Origin of the sequence: Streptomyces sp. CB02980, assembly GCF_014451325.2 — a bacterium.
Taxonomy (GTDB): domain Bacteria; phylum Actinomycetota; class Actinomycetes; order Streptomycetales; family Streptomycetaceae; genus Streptomyces.
The window spans coordinates 57920-72888 of the sequence record NZ_JACSCH020000015.1 but is presented as its reverse complement, the minus strand read 5'-3'; the positions used below and the strand labels follow the sequence as shown (position 1 = coordinate 72888).

The following is a 14969-nucleotide window of genomic DNA, read 5'->3' as shown; positions in this document are numbered from 1 at the left end:
TCTCCTCGTCGTGCGTCGCTCGCTCCGGTTTCACATACTCAGGGTATGTGAGTGATGAGAGCTAACATACCCCGGGTATGCGGAAGAGGAAGGGTGGTGTGCGGCGATGCCGGACGAGCAGGCGGCGGGCGACCGGGCGGCAGCCGGCGGTGCGGCAGGACCTGGCGGCGCCCAGGGCCTCCGGGCCGAGCAGCGGGCGGCGACGAGGCGGGCGCTCCTCGCGGAGGGACGGCGACGGTTCGCCGAGGACGGGTACCACGGGGTGGTGCTCGCGGAGGTGGCCCGGGCGGTGGGGGTCACCAAGGGGGCGGCCTACCACCACTTCGAGAGCAAGGCGGGACTGTTCCGGGCGGTGGTCGCCGAGGTCCAGGGGGAGTTGGGGGACCGGGTCGCGGCGGCGGCCGACGAACAGGCCGACCTCTGGGAGCAGCTGCGGGCCGGCTGCCGGGCCTTCCTGGCGGCCGGTTCCGACCCGGCCGTACGGCGGATCGTGCTGGTCGACGCGCCGACGGTCCTGGGGTGGGAGGAGTGGCGTGCCCTGGACGAGGAGTCCTCGGCGCGGCACCTGACGGAGGCGCTGGAGGGGCTCGTGGAGGCGGGCATCGTCGCCGAGCAGCCGGTGGAACCGCTGGCGCGGCTGCTGTCGGGCGCGATGAACGAGGCGGCACTGTGGCTGGCGAGGGGCGACAGCGCGACGTCGGCGGAGGCGCTGGAGCGGACGGTGGCGGCGCTGGACGGGCTGCTGGCGGGGATGCGCCGCGCGGGGGCGTGAGCGCGCGGGGGCTTCGCCGCCCGGTCGGGAAGCCGCCGGGTCGGGAAGCCGCCGGGTCGGGAAGCCGCCGGGTCGGGAAGCCGCCGGGTCGGGAAGCCGCCGGGTCGGGAAGCCGCCCGGTCGGGAAGCCGCCCGGCCGGGGAGTCGCCGGCCGGTCGTCATGCGGCCACCCTGCCGGTGGGCGTGCGAGCATGCCCCGGTGCCTGAACTGAGCGAGTTGATCGAGGTCGAGGACCCGGCATGGCCGGTCCTCGGCGAGAAGCTGCGAGCCGCGCCCGTGCCCGTCGAGGTGCTGGACGCCGACGCGACGCGGGGCGCGGCCGCGCTGCTGCGGACGCAGGTGACCGTGCGGTCGTTCCTGGGGGCGTTCGTCTTCCACAGCGGTGGGGCGTTCGTCGACGACGGCTGGCTGCGGGTGTACGGCAGCCCGGCCGCCGACAACGACCGACGGCTGCCGTCGCTCGCCCGGGTCAACGACTTCCCCGCGGACGCGACGGCCGATCCGGGGTGGCGGCCCGACGCCGGGCTCGTCGTGGCCCACGACGTACTCGGCGGGGTGTTCGTCCTCCAGGGCGGGCCCGCGGACCGGGTCGGGCTGCCGGGGCAGCCCGGCGAGATGGTGTACTTCGCGCCGGACTCGCTGAGCTGGGAGGCGTTGGGTGCCGGATACGGGGCCTGGCTGTCGTGGATGCTGTCCGGCGGCACGGAGGAGTTCTACGCGGATCTGCGCTGGCCCGGCTGGCAGGACGAGGTCCGCCGGCTGGACGGTGACCGGGGGCTCACCCTCTACCCGCCGCTGTGGTCGGCGGAAGCGCACCAGGACCTGGCCGCGACCAGCCGCCGCGTCGTGACGATGACGGAACTCCTGGATTTCGAGCGGGAGACGAGCGTGGGGCTCGACGAGAGCGACCCCGGCTTCCTGGGGAACGTATGACCGCGGGGGAGGGGAGCGGGGTGACCGCACGTACGGTACGGACCTCCCGCCTGGACCTCGTCCCGCTCGCCGTCGCGCACGCCGAGGAGATGGCGGGGGTCCTCGCCGACCCCGCCCTGCACACCTTCATCGGCGGCGCCCCGCTGACCCCGTCCGAACTGCGCGCCCGGTACGAGCGGTTGGCGGCCGGCTCGCCCGACCCCGGGACGCTCTGGGGTAACTGGGTGGTCCGCCTCCGCGCCGAGGACCGGCTGACCGGGACCGTACAGGCGACGGTCACGGAGGACGGACGGGTCGCGGAGGTCGCGTGGGTGATCGGCACGGAATGGCAGGGCCGGGGCATCGCACGGGAGGCGGCCGAGGGCCTGGTCGCCCTGCTCGTGGAGCACGGAGCGCGCACGATCGTGGCCCATGTCCACCCGGACCACACGGCGTCGGCGTCCGTCGCCGCCGCGGCCGGCCTCACCCGCACGGACCGGGTAGAGGACGGCGAGGTCAGGTGGGAGAGGCGGGTGTCGGACTGACAGCCGCCGCCGGTTCCTCAACTCTTCCTCAGAGAAGTCGAATTGCCTTTCGTCGGCCACGGGATGTGACCTAACGTCGCTGGTCGGGAACGTTCGACCACGGGGAGACCACTGATGACCAGAATGCGCGCGTATCTGTCGACGGGGGCCGCGCTCGGGCTTCTTTCGATCGGGGCCGTCGGGTGCACCGGGCCGGGGCCCGCCCCGGCATCGACCCAGCCCGCCTCGCCCACCGCTTCCACGCCCACGAGCCGCGGCACAGCGGCGGCCGCCGCGCAGGAGAAGCGCGTCAAGGACGTCCTGGACACGGTCTCCCCGGACGCTGCCGAGTTCGTGGAGTCCGGGGTCGAGCGGGTGGAGGACGGGGTGCACCACCGGTCCCGGCTGACGAAGGGGTCCGCCTACCAGCTGGCCGTCGTCTGCGCCGGCGAAGGCACGGTCGTGCCCGTCGTCGGCGGCGAGGAGACCAAGGCCGTGCCCTGCGACGGCGTTCCCGTGACGCACCGGATCACGAGCGCGCCCGCCGAGCTCCCCCTCGCCGTCACGGGCCGGGCCGGAGCCTCGGGTGCGGTGGGCTGGCGCATCGTCGCGGTCACGGGCTGAGCGGCGTCGACCCCTCCGCCCTCCGGCGGGTCCTGGCGCCGAGCCACAGGGACGCGGTGAGCAGCAGCGCGCCCGCCGCCCCCGCCGCCGGGCCCGCCCGTAGGCCCGGCGGGCGGAAGTCGCAGGTCACGGTGGTCGTACCCGGACGGACGTCGAGGGCAAGCAGGCCGCCGTACGAACCCGCCTTGCCGCCCTCGCACCGCCAGCCCGCGATCCTCGGGGCGGCCACCACCGCCGTGCCCTTCGTGCCCGGCGGCAGCGTGGCCGTCAGGCCGTCGGAGCGGACGTCGACCCTCGTCGCCGCCCGGGAGCGGAGCCCCGCCACGGCCGTGCGCAGGCGGTCGTGGTCCAGGCAGCCGATCTCGGCCTTCCCGCCGCGCGGTACCTGGGGCTTCGCCCCCTCCCGCTGCTGCGTGCCCAGGGACGTCAGCGCCGCCAGCCGCTTCGGCCGGCCGCCGAGCAGCCGCGTCTCGTACGTGCCGAGGCGGGCCGTGCCCGTCGCGTCCGGGGCCCAGAGGAAGACCTCCGTGCCGACCCGGCACGCACCGCCCGCCCGCGGAGCCTCGTACACCCGCGTGCCCAGCAGGAGTTCCTGGTTGCGGAAGGGGGACCTGCCGTACGCCGGGGCCGGGCCCGGCGGCCGTACGGTCACCAGCGGCAGCGGTGGCGCCGACGGCTCCGCGCGGACCACCTCCCCGTCCCGCCACCTCGCCCCCACCCCGAACAGCGCGTCCGTCACCGGGTTGTCCAGGCTCAGCAGGTTCCGGCCCCGTGACGTCCAGCCGCCGCCCAGCGCGGTCAGCGTCTCCGTCAGGACCGCCGGGGTGTGGCTGCTGTAGTACGCGGCGCCCTGGCCGCCCAGGAGCAGCGGATCGTTGCCCGCCACCCGGGGCAGACCGGCGTCCGTGCGGTACGCGGGCCAGCCGTCCGCCTCCGCCAGGGCGTCCGCCCGCCGCTGCTGCTCGGCGCCCCACGGCGGGTAGTCGTCGAGCCGGGCCGGCCGCTCGCGGTCGGCGTACGCGGTCGTCGCCGCCGCCTGGCCGACCACGGTGCCGACGACCAGCAGCGCGGCGAGTACCCCGTACCGGCCCCGGCGCGGGAGCAGCAGCGCGCCCGCCACCGCCACCAGGCCCACGGCCGTGAGGACGAGTGCCCAGGGAGTGAGGAAGGGGCTCGGGAGCGATCCCAGGGACAGGGCCGTGACCACCGCCGTCCCGCCGAGCAGCGCCCGGCGGTCCGGGAGGCCGTGGGCGAAGCCGGTCCACGCGGCGAGGACGAGGACGCCGGAGAGGACGAAGGTCTGGCGGTACGGGCTGCCGTTCGGGGTGGCGAAGGCGTGCCACAGGAGGTGCGTCGGACCCCACTGCATCGAGGCCAGGACGGCCACGCACAGGCCCGCCCACAGCCACCGTTCCCGGCCGGGGATCTCACGGCGGAACAGCAGCGCGGCGACGAGCAGCAGCACCGCCGTGGAGACGAAGGCCGCCGGGGTCGAGAAGCTGTACGTCACGGGGAGCAGCCGGGCGAGGACGTCCGTGGCGGGCGCCGGGTCGAACTCCCTCACCAGGCCCGGGTGGGCGTGACGCGAACCGAGGAAGACGGGGACCAGGACGGGCGCCGCGAGGGCGATCCCGATCCCGGTCGTCAGCCCGGCCCGCAGCAGCGTACGGACGGCACCGCGCCCCGCACCGCCGCCGGCAGCGGTGCCGGTGGCGGCCTCCCGCGCCGGGGACGTCAGGACGTCCGCCGGCCGGTCCGCCGTCGCGAGCCGCACCACCAGGACCAGTGCCGCCCCGATCGTCGCCATGTACGCCGTGTAGAAGTTCGCCACCCAGCAGACCGCGACCACCAGCGGCCCGAGCAGCGGCCGTCTGGCCTCCCGTACCCACTCGCCCACCAGGCAGAGCAGCGGGAAGGCGATCAGACCGTCCAGCCACATCGGGTTGTACGTGCCCTCCGCGAGCGACCAGCCGCAGAGCGCGTACGAGGCGCCGAGGACCGAGGCCCACCACCAGGTGCCGGGGCCGAGGCGGCGCAGGAGGTACGTCATGGCCGCCGCCGCGACCGCCGTCTTCAGGACGGTGATCGCGTACACCGCGTACTCGATGTCCCCCCGCGGGAAGAGCGCGACCAGCGGTGCGAAGGGGCTCGACACATAGGTGCCGTAGTCGGGGAGGAAGCTCGTGCCCCAGCCCGCCTGCCAGTCGAGCAGCAGACCGCCGTCCGCCCGGCCGCGCAGCAGGTCCCACAGGTGCGCGTGGAACGGCACGAACTGGTTCGCGAGGTCGTTGACGGCCCGGTGGCGCGGCCCGAAGGGGAAGACCCGGGCGACGGCGTCGCCGCCGCAGACGGCGAGCACGGTGAGCAGCGCGGCGAGGAGCAGGGAGCGCGGGCCCTCGGCCGTGAGCCGGGTCGCGGTGCCCACGGTGGTGGGCGTGAGGGCGGGTGGCGTGGAGCCCGGCGTTCGAGTGGCGTTCGGCATGACCCGTCGAATATGCCAGCGCCCGACCGGGAAAAACCGTTCCCCGCGACCCAGTTCATGCAATGGTCGCCTGAACGCCATTCATGGGGACCGACCGGGACACCGGACTCCGTTGTCGTGGTCGGCGTGCTGCTCTCGATCGTCGTCCCGTGCTTCAACGAGGAAGACGTCCTCGCCCGCTTCCACGACCACGTGACCACTGAACTCGCCAAGCTGGACGGCGAGTTCGAGATCGTCTACGTCGACGACGGAAGCCGGGACGGGACGCTCCCGCTTCTCCAGGAGCTCGCCGCGCGCGACTCCCACCACGTCCGGTACGTCTCCTTCAGCCGGAACTTCGGCAAGGAGGCGGCGATGCTGGCCGGCCTCCGCAAGGCGGCCGGCGACGCCGTCGTGATCATGGACGCCGACCTCCAGCACCCGCCCGAGCTCGTGCACCGCATGGTCGCGCTGCACTCCGAGGGGTACGACCAGGTCGTCGCCCGCCGCACCCGCGAGGGCGACCGCGTCACCCGCACCCTGACCGCCCGCCTCTACTACTGGGCGATCAACCGGCTCGTCGACGTCGAGCTCGTCGACGGCGTCGGGGACTTCCGGCTCCTGTCGCGCCGTACCGTCGACGCGATCCTCGGCCTCGGCGAGTACAACCGCTTCTCCAAGGGCCTCTTCTCCTGGGTCGGCTTCCGGACGACCACGTTCTCGTACGAGAACGCCGTCCGCGAGGAGGGCCGCTCCAAGTGGACCTTCGGCAAGCTCCTCAACTACGGCCTCGACGGTCTCCTCTCCTTCAACAACAAGCCGCTCAGGGCCGCCGTCCACCTCGGCTTCCTGCTCGTCCTCGTCGCCCTCGGCTACGCGGCCTGGATCGTCGGGGACGCGCTGGTCAACGGCGTCGACACTCCCGGCTACGTGACCCTCCTCGTCGCCGTCACCGCCCTCGCAGGCGTGCAGATGGTGATGGTCGGACTGATCGGCGAGTACGTCGGCCGCATCTACTACGAGGTCAAGCGACGGCCGCACTACCTGGTCAAGGAGACCCACGAGGGGGCGTACGAAGGGACGTACGAAGGGGCGTACGAAGGGACGTACGAAGGGGCGCGCGAGGGGGCGGACACGGGACCGGTACCGGCCGACACCCGGCGTGCCGGTGAGTCGTTGTGGGAATCAGTCGCACCGAAGTAGTGGCTCCGGCCCGGGCGACTCCCTAACATCGATCACCGCAAGGTCGTTCAACTGACGCACGACCAGCCCGGGAGGCTCCTTTGCACCGCCGCACTGCGCTCACCGTCTCCGCCGCACTGCTCGCCGCGGCCCCGCTGCTCACCGCCTGCGGCAGTGACGCCCACCCAGGAGCGGCGGCCGTCGTGGGCGGCGAACGGATCGACGTCTCCAGCCTGCAGGCACAGGTGAAGGACGTGCGCGCCGCCCAGGAGCGCTCCCCGCAGGCCGCCCAGCTCGTCCAGGCCACCGGTGACCTGCCCCGCCGCAAGCTCAACGTCATGATCTTCGACCGGGTCGTCGACAAGGTCGCCGCGGACAACGGCGTCGGGGTCACCCGCGCCGAGCTCCAGGAGACCAGGACCGCGTTCGTCCGCGAGAGCGGCGGCGAGGACCGGCTCGCCGACGTCCTCCTCCAGGAGCAGGGCGTGGCGCCCGGCCAGATCGACGACGTCGTCCGCCGCAACGTCCTCATGAACAAGATCGCCGCCAAGCTGGGCGTCACGGACACCCCCGAGGGCCAGCGGAAGCTGACGGAGGTCTTCTCCGCCGCCTCCAAGGACCTCGCCATCGATGTGAACCCGCGCTACGGCGCCTGGGACGACGCCCAGGTCCGGCTCGGCAACACCACCGCGCCCTGGCTGCGGCAGCTCACCCAGGACCCGGGGGCCGTCCCGGCCGGTGCGTGAGGCGGAGTAGGTTCAAGGGGTGACATCTGAGAGCCCCGGCCGCATCGTTCTGCTCACCGCCAGCCACCGCGTGGCACCCGGACTGCTGTCCTGGCCCGCCTGGCAGGCGCTGGGCGCCGCGGACCGGGTGCTCTGCCCCGACGAGCACCACCCCCAGCTGCCGTACCTGCGGGAGGCCGGGATCGCCGTCGAGCACCTCCGGCCCACCGCCGAGGAGCTCGTCGAGGCGTGCGCAGGAGGCCGTACGGTCCTGCTGCTGCCCTCCGGCGAGGGCGACCGGGCGCTGACCGACGGTCTCGCCCGGCTCGCCGGCTCGGGCCGCCTCACGATGCCCGACCTGGAACTGCTGCCCGGCTCGTACGACCTGCCCGGCGCCCGGCTCCTCGACCTCGTGCAGATCATGGACCGCATCCGGCGCGAGTGCCCGTGGTCCTCGCGGCAGACGCACAAGGAGCTCATCAAGTACGGCATCGAGGAGGCGTACGAGCTCGTCGAGGCGATCGAGGACGATGACCGGGACGCGCTGCGCGAGGAGCTCGGGGACGTCCTCCTGCAGGTGGTCTTCCACGCCCGGATCGCCGAGGAGGACCCGGACGATCCCTTCTCCGTGGACGACGTCGCCGGCGCCCTCGTCGAGAAGCTGATCCACCGGCACCCGCATGTCTTCGGGGACGCGACGGCGGAGACGCCGGATGACGTACGGGCCCACTGGCTGCGTACCAAGGCGATCGAGAAGCAGCGGGAGTCCGTGACGGACGGTGTGCCGCTGGGCCAGCCGGGGCTCGCGCTCGCCGCGAAGCTCGGCGGCCGGGCGCGGGCGGCGGGTCTCGACGTGGCCCTCCCGGCGGAGCGGGGCATCGGCTACGACCTGCTCGCCCTCGCGGTCCGCGCGGAGGCGGAGGGCGTGGACCCGGAGGCGGCGCTGCGCGCGGCGGCCCGGGCGTACCGGGAGGCGATCCGCGCGGCGGAGGGTGTGAAGGCGTAGCCGTTCGCGGCCGGCTCAGGGCGCCGGCGGCAGGCGTTACAGCTCGCGCGGCACCCGGGCCCCCGGGTTGTGCCAGAGCGGGGGCGGCGGGCCCAGGAGGCGTTCCGCCGCGGTGTTCGGGCGGGCGGTGAAGCGGCCCACGGGCTGCAGGGTGTCGTGGCGGATCCGGTACGGGTCGGTGCCCAGCTCCATCAGCGTCTCCGCGACCTCCGTCAGGAAGCCGGGCGGGCCGGCGAGGTAGACGTCGTGCGAGGGCCAGTGGACGCAGGCCCGCAGTGCCTGGAGGAGCCGTTCGGTCGCCTGGTCCTTGCGGTGGCCGGGGGCCGAGGTGATGTAGGTGACGCTGAGTCCGCTGAGACGTTTCTTCAGTCGCTCCGCGTCCCGCCGGCCGTACAGATGTTCCTTCGCGCGCGCCACCACGAACAGCCGGCCCTTCAGCTCCGGCTCGGCCTCCGCCGCCTCGGAGAGGAGCGCCTTCACCGGCGCCCAGCCCGTACCCGCGCATATGTACGTACGGAGTCCGCCCGGCTCCGTGCACGCGGTGAGGCCGCCGCCGGGCGCGCTCAGCCGCAGCGTCTCGCCCGGACCCGTCTCGTCGACGAGGGCCGTGCTCATCGCGCCGCCCGGGATCCGGCTCACATGGAGTTCGACCGTGCCGTCGGGGCGGGGCGCGTCCGCGAGGGAGTAGGTGCGCCAGACGCGCGGGACGCGCAGCGAGCTGACGCTGACGTACTGGCCGGGGAGGAAGGGCAAGGGCTGCCGGGGCCGCAGGGTGAGGACGGCCAGGTCCTCGCCGTACCGCTCGTGCCGGACGACGTCCGCGTCCCACCAGGCCGGCTCCCCGGCCCCGGCCGCCTCCTCGGCGCCCGCCAGCATCAGATCGGCGACGTGCCCGTACGCCTCGGTCCAGGCCTTCTCGGCCTCCAGGCTCCAGGCGGCCCCGGCGGCGTGCGCGAAGGCGGCGAGCAGGCTCGACCCGACGGCGGCGTAGAGCGCGGGGGAGGCGAGGAACTTGCGGTGGTCGCGGCCCAGCTGCCCCAGGTACTCGGCGAGGCCCGGAGACTCCAGATGGGTCACCACATGGGTGAGCGCGGCGAAGAGCCGGTCCCGCTGGGGCTGCATGTCCTCGGGGAACAGCTCGCGCATGGCGGGGTTGTTCCAGAAAAGATGCGAGTAGAAGAAGGTGACGGCGTGTTCGGCCCGTCTCTCGACGACCGCGAACGTGCTTCTGAGCATCTGAGGATCCACTGACAAGAATCTAGGGCACCACCCCCTTCTTGATCACAGGATCCGACAGACCTCACCTTCCGGACCGCCCTGTACGGTCGGGGAGTGAGCACCACCCCCGGAACCGGTCCCGCCTCCTGCCCCGTGTCGCCCCCCGCGCCCGAGCTCTTCACCTGGGAGTTCGCGAGCGATCCGTATCCCGCGTACGCCTGGCTCCGCGAGCACGCGCCCGTGCACCGGACGACGCTGCCCAGCGGGGTGGAAGCCTGGCTGGTGACGCGGTACGGGGACGCCCGGCAGGCCCTCGCCGACCAGCGGCTCTCCAAGAACCCCGCGCACCACGACGAGTCCCCGCACGCCAAGGGGAAGACGGGCATTCCGGGCGAGCGCAAGGCCGAGCTGATGACGCATCTGCTCAACATCGACCCGCCGGACCACACCCGGCTGCGGCGGCTCGTCTCGAAGGCCTTCACCCCGCGCCGGGTCGCCGAGTTCACCCCGCGCGTGCAGGAGTTGACCGACCGGCTCATCGACTCCTTCGTGGAGAAGGGGAGCGCGGACCTCATCCACGAGTTCGCCTTCCCGCTCCCCATCTACGCGATCTGCGACCTGCTCGGCGTGCCCGAGGAGGACCAGGACGACTTCCGCGACTGGGCCGGGATGATGATCCGGCACGGCGGCGGCCCGCGCGGCGGGGTCGCGCGGTCGGTGAAGAAGATGCGCGGCTATCTCGCCGAGCTGATCCACCGGAAGCGTGAAGGCCTGCGGCAGGAAGGGGCCGACGACCTCATCTCGGGGCTCATCAAGGCCTCCGACCACGGCGAGCACCTCACCGAGAACGAGGCCGCCGCCATGGCCTTCATCCTTCTCTTCGCCGGCTTCGAGACGACCGTCAACCTCATCGGCAACGGCATGTACCAGCTCCTGCGCCACCCCGCGCAGCGCGAGCTGCTCCAGACGTCGATCGCGGCGGGGGAGACCGGGCTCCTGGAGACCGGGATCGAGGAGCTGCTGCGGTTCGACGGGCCGGTGGAGATGGCCACCTGGCGGTACGCGACCGAGCCGCTGACCATCGGCGGGCAGGACATCCCGGCGGGCGACCCCGTCCTCGTGGTGCTCGCCGCCGCGGACCGGGACCCGGAGCGGTTCGACGGGCCGGACACCCTGGACCTGGCCCGGCGCGACAACCAGCACCTCGGGTACGGGCACGGCATCCACTACTGCCTGGGCGCGCCGCTCGCGCGGCTCGAAGGACAGACCGCGCTCGCCACCCTGCTGACTCGGCTGCCGGACCTGCGACTTGCCGCCGATCCGGAGGAACTGCGGTGGCGCGGAGGGCTCATCATGCGCGGATTGCGCACGCTTCCGGTGGAGTTCTCCCCTTCCGCACGACCTCCACGAAGTGACGAGCCATCAGAACTGTGATCTTCACGTGATCGCGGGTGCATCGACTTGTGATGAGCGTTCGAATACGGCTACCTTCCCCGTCAGCCCGGTTCGTCAACGTGGTTGAGTAATTCGGCCACGTTCGGCAACTCGGGTCGTCCACACAGTCGTCACGCGAAAGGCGCTCCTATGCGTTCCGGGAACGGACGTCACCGTCGCCCCCGTCAGGCCCCCGCAATCGTCGTCGCCGCGGGTGTGACCGGCTCCGCCATGGCGCTGCCGCTGCTCGCCACCGGGTCCGCCTCCGCCGCCGACGCAGCCACCTGGGACCGGGTCGCCGAATGCGAGTCCGGCGGCCAGTGGAGCGCCAACTTCGGCAACGGCATGTACGGCGGGCTCCAGTTCACCCAGGACAGCTGGGAGCGGAACGGCGGCCTGACGTACGCGCCCAGCCCCGACCTGGCCAGCCGTGCCCAGCAGATCGCGGTGGCCGAGAAGGCCCTTGCCAAGGGCTCCACCGAGTGGGCCACCTGCGCGCCGATCGCCGGCCTGACGAACGACGGCACCTCGCCCGGCGTGGACCCCGGCCCCGCGAGCGTCCCCAAGGCCCCCACGGGGCCGGTTCCCGAGTCGAACTGGACCACCGGCCTTCCCGGGACCTCCGAGGGATCCTCGGCGGAGGCGAAGGAGTCCAAGGAGTCCAAGGACGCGAAGAAGGCCACGGAGACGGCTTCGCCCACCGCGCCCGCCACTCCCGTCTCGCCGACCGCTCCCGTCGCGCCGACGACCCCGGCGAGCCCCTCCGTGTCGACCGACCCGGGCCACCCGACCGTGCCCACCACTCCGGGCACGCCCGATCAGTCCGTTACGCCGGTTACGCCCGGTACGCCCGGTGCCCCGGGAGCCCCCACGCCCGGCGGGCCGACGGATGACGTGTCGTCGGCCACTCCCGGAACCGGGAAGCACCGGGGCGACGCCGCCCCGGAGGAAACCGGCAACCCGGACAGTTCTGTCGATTCAGGTAGACATGCTTCATCTGATAGCAAGCTGACTGAAAACCCCCTGAAGAAGTCTCCGGCTGACGCCTCGAAGGAATCGGACGCAACGGACAGTCAGGGCAACTCGGACTCCTACCTCGTACAGCCGGGCGACAATCTGTCCGACATTGCACAGGAGAACGAACTCCCCGGAGGCTGGACCGCCCTCTACGACGCCAACCGGCAGACCGTGGGCCTCGATCCGGACCTCATCCTCCCTGGTCAGGCCCTCGACCTGACGAACGGTTCGACCGCGTCGGCGGAGTGATTCGGGGGCGTATGTCCGGTTCTGGGCAAGTGAGACATGGGTCTCTTCGCCCCAACTGGCGTGTTCCGCCCGCAAACTTTGCTTCCGTCGCCTCTCACCTGCACAAACACCCCCCACCGGAAGGCAAGTAGGGGCGTTATTTCCGCAATACGCCTCTTTGAACTTCCGGTGGGTCTGTGTCTACGGTCGTCACCGCTCGCCACCGCGGGCCCCGTCGACCGAAACGCCGAATCCTGCCGTCGGCCGATGGGAACAGTCGTCGCGCAAGCGCCGAAGGCAGGAGTGGGGGACCCAAGGTAAGTGCCGGTCCCGGCCGTTGAGACAGACGGCCGGTGAACGGCTTGGGGTGAAGCCGCGTGCTAGGACACGCGGCCGGGCAACTTTCCGGCCCGAACCCGACAGCTCACCTCACAGGCGTCGGTGAGGAGAATCTCCATGCTGTTTTCCGGTAAGGGCAAACACCGTCGTCCCTCCAAGGCCACCCAGGTCGTCACGCTCGTCGGCGTCACCGGTGTCGCCGTGGCCGCCCCGCTGATGACCGCGGGCACCGCCTCGGCCGCCACGGCCTCCGAGTGGGACACCGTCGCCGCGTGCGAGTCCGGCGGCAACTGGTCCATCAACACGGGCAACGGCTACTACGGCGGCCTGCAGTTCTCGGCCTCCACCTGGGCCGCGTACGGCGGCACCGCCTACGCCCCGACCGCCAACCAGGCGTCGAAGTCCCAGCAGATCACCATTGCCGAGAAGGTCCTCGCGGGCCAGGGCAAGGGTGCCTGGCCGTCCTGTGGCGTGGGCCTCTCCGGTGCCTCGTACGACGGTGGCGCCGCCGAGAGCGCGCCGCAGCAGAGCACCCAGCAGCCGCAGCAGCAGGAGCGGAAGGCCGAGCAGCCGACCACCCGCAGCGAGCAGCGCCAGGCCCCGAAGAAGGCCACGCAGCAGCAGGCCGCTCCGCAGGCCGCCGCGAAGAAGACCGTCACCACCCCGACCGGCAAGAAGGTCAAGAAGGGTGACGGCGAGTACAAGGTCGTGGCCGGCGACACCCTCAGCAAGATCGCCCAGGCGCACGGCGTCAAGGGCGGCTGGGCCAAGCTCTTCGAGCTGAACAAGGACGTCGTCGAGAACGCCGACCTCATCTACCCGGGCCAGCAGCTTCACCTGAAGTGAGCCCGGCGGCTCGCGTGAGTCCGGCGGCTCACGCGGCCCCTCCGACCCTCCCGCGGTGACCACCCCGGCCCGACGCGCCCATCCCCCGTGCGCGTCGGGCCGGGGTTCCCCCGTTTCCGGAGGGCGTACGGAGGTATAGGGGGAAGGGCTTACGGGTGGGCCGGGCGGTCAGTACTGTTACCGGCCGGTAGATCTGAGGCCCTTCGTCCCGAGATGCATGCCCTTGGGTCCTTTTTCGTCCCAGGGGGCGGGCGCCCGGCTGGCCGGAGCCCCCGAGCCGGTTAGGCTCTTGTCGCAAGGCCAAGCGACCCTGCACCGACCTTGCGTCACATCCAGCGTCACATCCCAAAAAGGAGATGCTCGTGCCGTCCATCGACGTCGTCGTAGCCCGGGAAATCCTGGACTCCCGAGGCAACCCCACGGTCGAGGTCGAGGTCGGCCTCGACGACGGCAGCACCGGTCGTGCTGCTGTTCCGTCCGGCGCCTCCACCGGTGCGTTCGAGGCCATCGAGCTTCGCGACGGTGACCCGAACCGCTACCTGGGCAAGGGTGTCGAGAAGGCCGTCCTCGCCGTCATCGAGCAGATCGGCCCGGAGCTCGTCGGCTACGACGCCACCGAGCAGCGCCTGATCGACCAGGCCATGTTCGACCTGGACGCCACCGAGAACAAGGGCTCCCTCGGCGCCAACGCCATCCTCGGCGTCTCCCTCGCCGTCGCGCACGCCGCGTCCGAGGCCTCGGACCTCCCGCTCTTCCGCTACCTCGGCGGCCCGAACGCGCACCTGCTGCCCGTTCCGATGATGAACATCCTCAACGGTGGGTCGCACGCCGACTCCAACGTGGACATCCAGGAGTTCATGATCGCCCCGATCGGCGCGGAGTCCTTCTCCGAGGCCCTCCGCTGGGGCGCCGAGATCTACCACACCCTCAAGGCCGTGCTGAAGCGCAAGGGCCTCTCCACCGGCCTCGGCGACGAGGGCGGCTTCGCGCCGAACCTCGAGTCGAACCGCGCCGCCCTGGACCTCATCGTCGAGGCCATCAAGGAGGCCGGCTACACCCCGGGCTCCGACGTCGCGCTCGCGCTCGACGTGGCCGCGTCCGAGTTCTACAAGGACGGCAAGTACGAGTTCGAGGGCAAGTCCCGCTCGGCCGCCGAGATGACCGAGTACTACGAGGAGCTCGTCTCCGCGTACCCGATGGTCTCCATCGAGGACCCGCTGTACGAGGACGACTGGGCCGGCTGGAAGGTCCTCACCGACAAGCTGGGCTCCAAGGTCCAGATCGTCGGCGACGACCTCTTCGTCACCAACCCGGAGCGCCTGGCCCGTGGCATCGAGGAGGGCACCGCGAACGCCCTCCTGGTCAAGGTCAACCAGATCGGCTCGCTGACCGAGACCCTCGACGCCGTCGAGCTCGCCCAGCGCAACGGCTTCAAGTGCATGATGTCCCACCGCTCCGGCGAGACCGAGGACGTCACCATCGCCGACCTCGCGGTCGCCGTGAACTGCGGTCAGATCAAGACCGGCGCCCCGGCCCGCTCGGACCGCGTCGCCAAGTACAACCAGCTGCTGCGCATCGAGGAGATCCTCGACGACGCCGCGGTCTACGCCGGCCGCAGCGCCTTCCCGCGCTTCAAGGGCTGATCACCCCGCAAGGCTGATCGACGGCTGAGCCCCTCCG

Annotated in this window: 13 protein-coding genes and 1 riboswitch; of the genes, 11 read left to right on the top strand and 2 right to left on the bottom strand. The window is 72.2% G+C overall.

Features of this window, described 5'->3' with window-relative positions:
• Positions 1 to 106: 106 nt before the first annotated feature.
• The 4 genes from E0F75_RS28105 to E0F75_RS28090 all read left to right on the top strand — a co-directional run bounded on the left by E0F75_RS28105 (position 107) and on the right by E0F75_RS28090 (position 2833).
• Positions 107 to 772, top strand: a complete 666-nt coding sequence (locus E0F75_RS28105; RefSeq protein ID WP_229313754.1) for a TetR/AcrR family transcriptional regulator — start codon at positions 107 to 109, stop codon at positions 770 to 772.
• A 199-nt stretch (positions 773 to 971) separates the two neighbouring features.
• Positions 972 to 1706 (top strand): DUF2625 domain-containing protein, encoded by a 735-nt coding sequence (locus tag E0F75_RS28100; protein WP_229313753.1) that lies wholly within the window; start codon positions 972 to 974, stop codon positions 1704 to 1706.
• Entirely contained in the window at positions 1703 to 2230 is a 528-nt protein-coding gene (locus E0F75_RS28095) for a GNAT family N-acetyltransferase (RefSeq protein WP_229313752.1), read from the top strand. Before E0F75_RS28100 ends, E0F75_RS28095 begins: the two co-directional genes overlap by 4 nt.
• Before the next feature lie 114 nt (positions 2231 to 2344).
• The gene (locus E0F75_RS28090; protein ID WP_229313751.1) at positions 2345 to 2833 is read left to right on the top strand and encodes a hypothetical protein; all 489 of its coding nucleotides are present in this window, start codon (positions 2345 to 2347) and stop codon (positions 2831 to 2833) included.
• Here E0F75_RS28090 and E0F75_RS28085 read toward each other — a convergent pair.
• On the bottom strand, positions 2823 to 5315 hold the full coding sequence (locus E0F75_RS28085) for a YfhO family protein (protein ID WP_229313750.1): 2493 nt from the start codon (positions 5313 to 5315) through the stop codon (positions 2823 to 2825). The genes E0F75_RS28090 and E0F75_RS28085 overlap by 11 nt on opposite strands.
• A 126-nt stretch (positions 5316 to 5441) precedes the next feature.
• On the opposite strand from E0F75_RS28085, the gene E0F75_RS28080 reads away from it, so the two are divergent.
• The 3 genes from E0F75_RS28080 to E0F75_RS28070 all read left to right on the top strand — a co-directional run bounded on the left by E0F75_RS28080 (position 5442) and on the right by E0F75_RS28070 (position 8207).
• Positions 5442 to 6497, top strand: coding sequence for a glycosyltransferase family 2 protein (locus E0F75_RS28080; RefSeq protein WP_229313749.1), 1056 nt, complete (start codon positions 5442 to 5444; stop codon positions 6495 to 6497).
• Positions 6498 to 6577: 80 nt separating this feature from the next.
• Positions 6578 to 7222 (top strand): SurA N-terminal domain-containing protein, encoded by a 645-nt coding sequence (locus E0F75_RS28075; protein WP_229313748.1) that lies wholly within the window; start codon positions 6578 to 6580, stop codon positions 7220 to 7222.
• 19 nt (positions 7223 to 7241) lie between these two features.
• Positions 7242 to 8207 carry a nucleoside triphosphate pyrophosphohydrolase gene (locus E0F75_RS28070; protein WP_229313747.1) on the top strand — a complete coding sequence of 322 codons (966 nt, stop codon included), beginning with the start codon at positions 7242 to 7244 and terminating at the stop codon, positions 8205 to 8207.
• 36 nt (positions 8208 to 8243) lie between these two features.
• On the opposite strand, the gene E0F75_RS28065 is transcribed toward E0F75_RS28070, so the two are convergent.
• The gene (locus tag E0F75_RS28065; RefSeq protein WP_229313746.1) at positions 8244 to 9443 is read right to left on the bottom strand and encodes a globin domain-containing protein; all 1200 of its coding nucleotides are present in this window, start codon (positions 9441 to 9443) and stop codon (positions 8244 to 8246) included.
• 96 nt (positions 9444 to 9539) lie between these two features.
• Between E0F75_RS28065 and E0F75_RS28060 the strand changes: the two genes are divergently transcribed.
• The 4 genes from E0F75_RS28060 (at position 9540) to eno (ending at position 14932) form a co-directional block, all read left to right on the top strand.
• The gene (locus E0F75_RS28060) at positions 9540 to 10859 is read left to right on the top strand and encodes a cytochrome P450 (RefSeq protein WP_229313745.1); all 1320 of its coding nucleotides are present in this window, start codon (positions 9540 to 9542) and stop codon (positions 10857 to 10859) included.
• Between the two features lie 150 nt (positions 10860 to 11009).
• Positions 11010 to 12125, top strand: a complete 1116-nt coding sequence (locus E0F75_RS28055; protein ID WP_229313744.1) for a transglycosylase family protein — start codon at positions 11010 to 11012, stop codon at positions 12123 to 12125.
• Positions 12126 to 12383: 258 nt separating this feature from the next.
• A riboswitch (cyclic di-AMP (ydaO/yuaA leader) is annotated at positions 12384 to 12557 on the top strand.
• A 3-nt stretch (positions 12558 to 12560) separates the two neighbouring features.
• Complete coding sequence (locus tag E0F75_RS28050) at positions 12561 to 13289, top strand: transglycosylase family protein (protein WP_229313743.1); 729 nt, start codon at positions 12561 to 12563, stop codon at positions 13287 to 13289.
• A gap of 356 nt (positions 13290 to 13645) precedes the next feature.
• Positions 13646 to 14932 carry a phosphopyruvate hydratase gene (gene eno / locus E0F75_RS28045; RefSeq protein WP_055599385.1) on the top strand — a complete coding sequence of 429 codons (1287 nt, stop codon included), beginning with the start codon at positions 13646 to 13648 and terminating at the stop codon, positions 14930 to 14932.
• Positions 14933 to 14969: the final 37 nt, after the last annotated feature.

What these genes read in the sequence shown, in the direction of transcription:
- E0F75_RS28105 (WP_229313754.1), top strand. Translation starts at nt 107, where the DNA reads ATGCCGGACGAGCAGGCGGCGGGCGACCGGGCGGCAGCCGGCGGTGCG.
- E0F75_RS28095 (WP_229313752.1), top strand. Translation starts at nt 1,703, where the DNA reads ATGACCGCGGGGGAGGGGAGCGGGGTGACCGCACGTACGGTACGGACC.
- E0F75_RS28090 (WP_229313751.1), top strand. Translation starts at nt 2,345, where the DNA reads ATGACCAGAATGCGCGCGTATCTGTCGACGGGGGCCGCGCTCGGGCTT.
- E0F75_RS28085 (WP_229313750.1), bottom strand. Translation starts at nt 5,315, where the DNA reads ATGCCGAACGCCACTCGAACGCCGGGCTCCACGCCACCCGCCCTCACG.
- E0F75_RS28065 (WP_229313746.1), bottom strand. Translation starts at nt 9,443, where the DNA reads ATGCTCAGAAGCACGTTCGCGGTCGTCGAGAGACGGGCCGAACACGCC.
- E0F75_RS28055 (WP_229313744.1), top strand. Translation starts at nt 11,010, where the DNA reads ATGCGTTCCGGGAACGGACGTCACCGTCGCCCCCGTCAGGCCCCCGCA.
- E0F75_RS28050 (WP_229313743.1), top strand. Translation starts at nt 12,561, where the DNA reads ATGCTGTTTTCCGGTAAGGGCAAACACCGTCGTCCCTCCAAGGCCACC.
- eno (WP_055599385.1), top strand. Translation starts at nt 13,646, where the DNA reads ATGCTCGTGCCGTCCATCGACGTCGTCGTAGCCCGGGAAATCCTGGAC.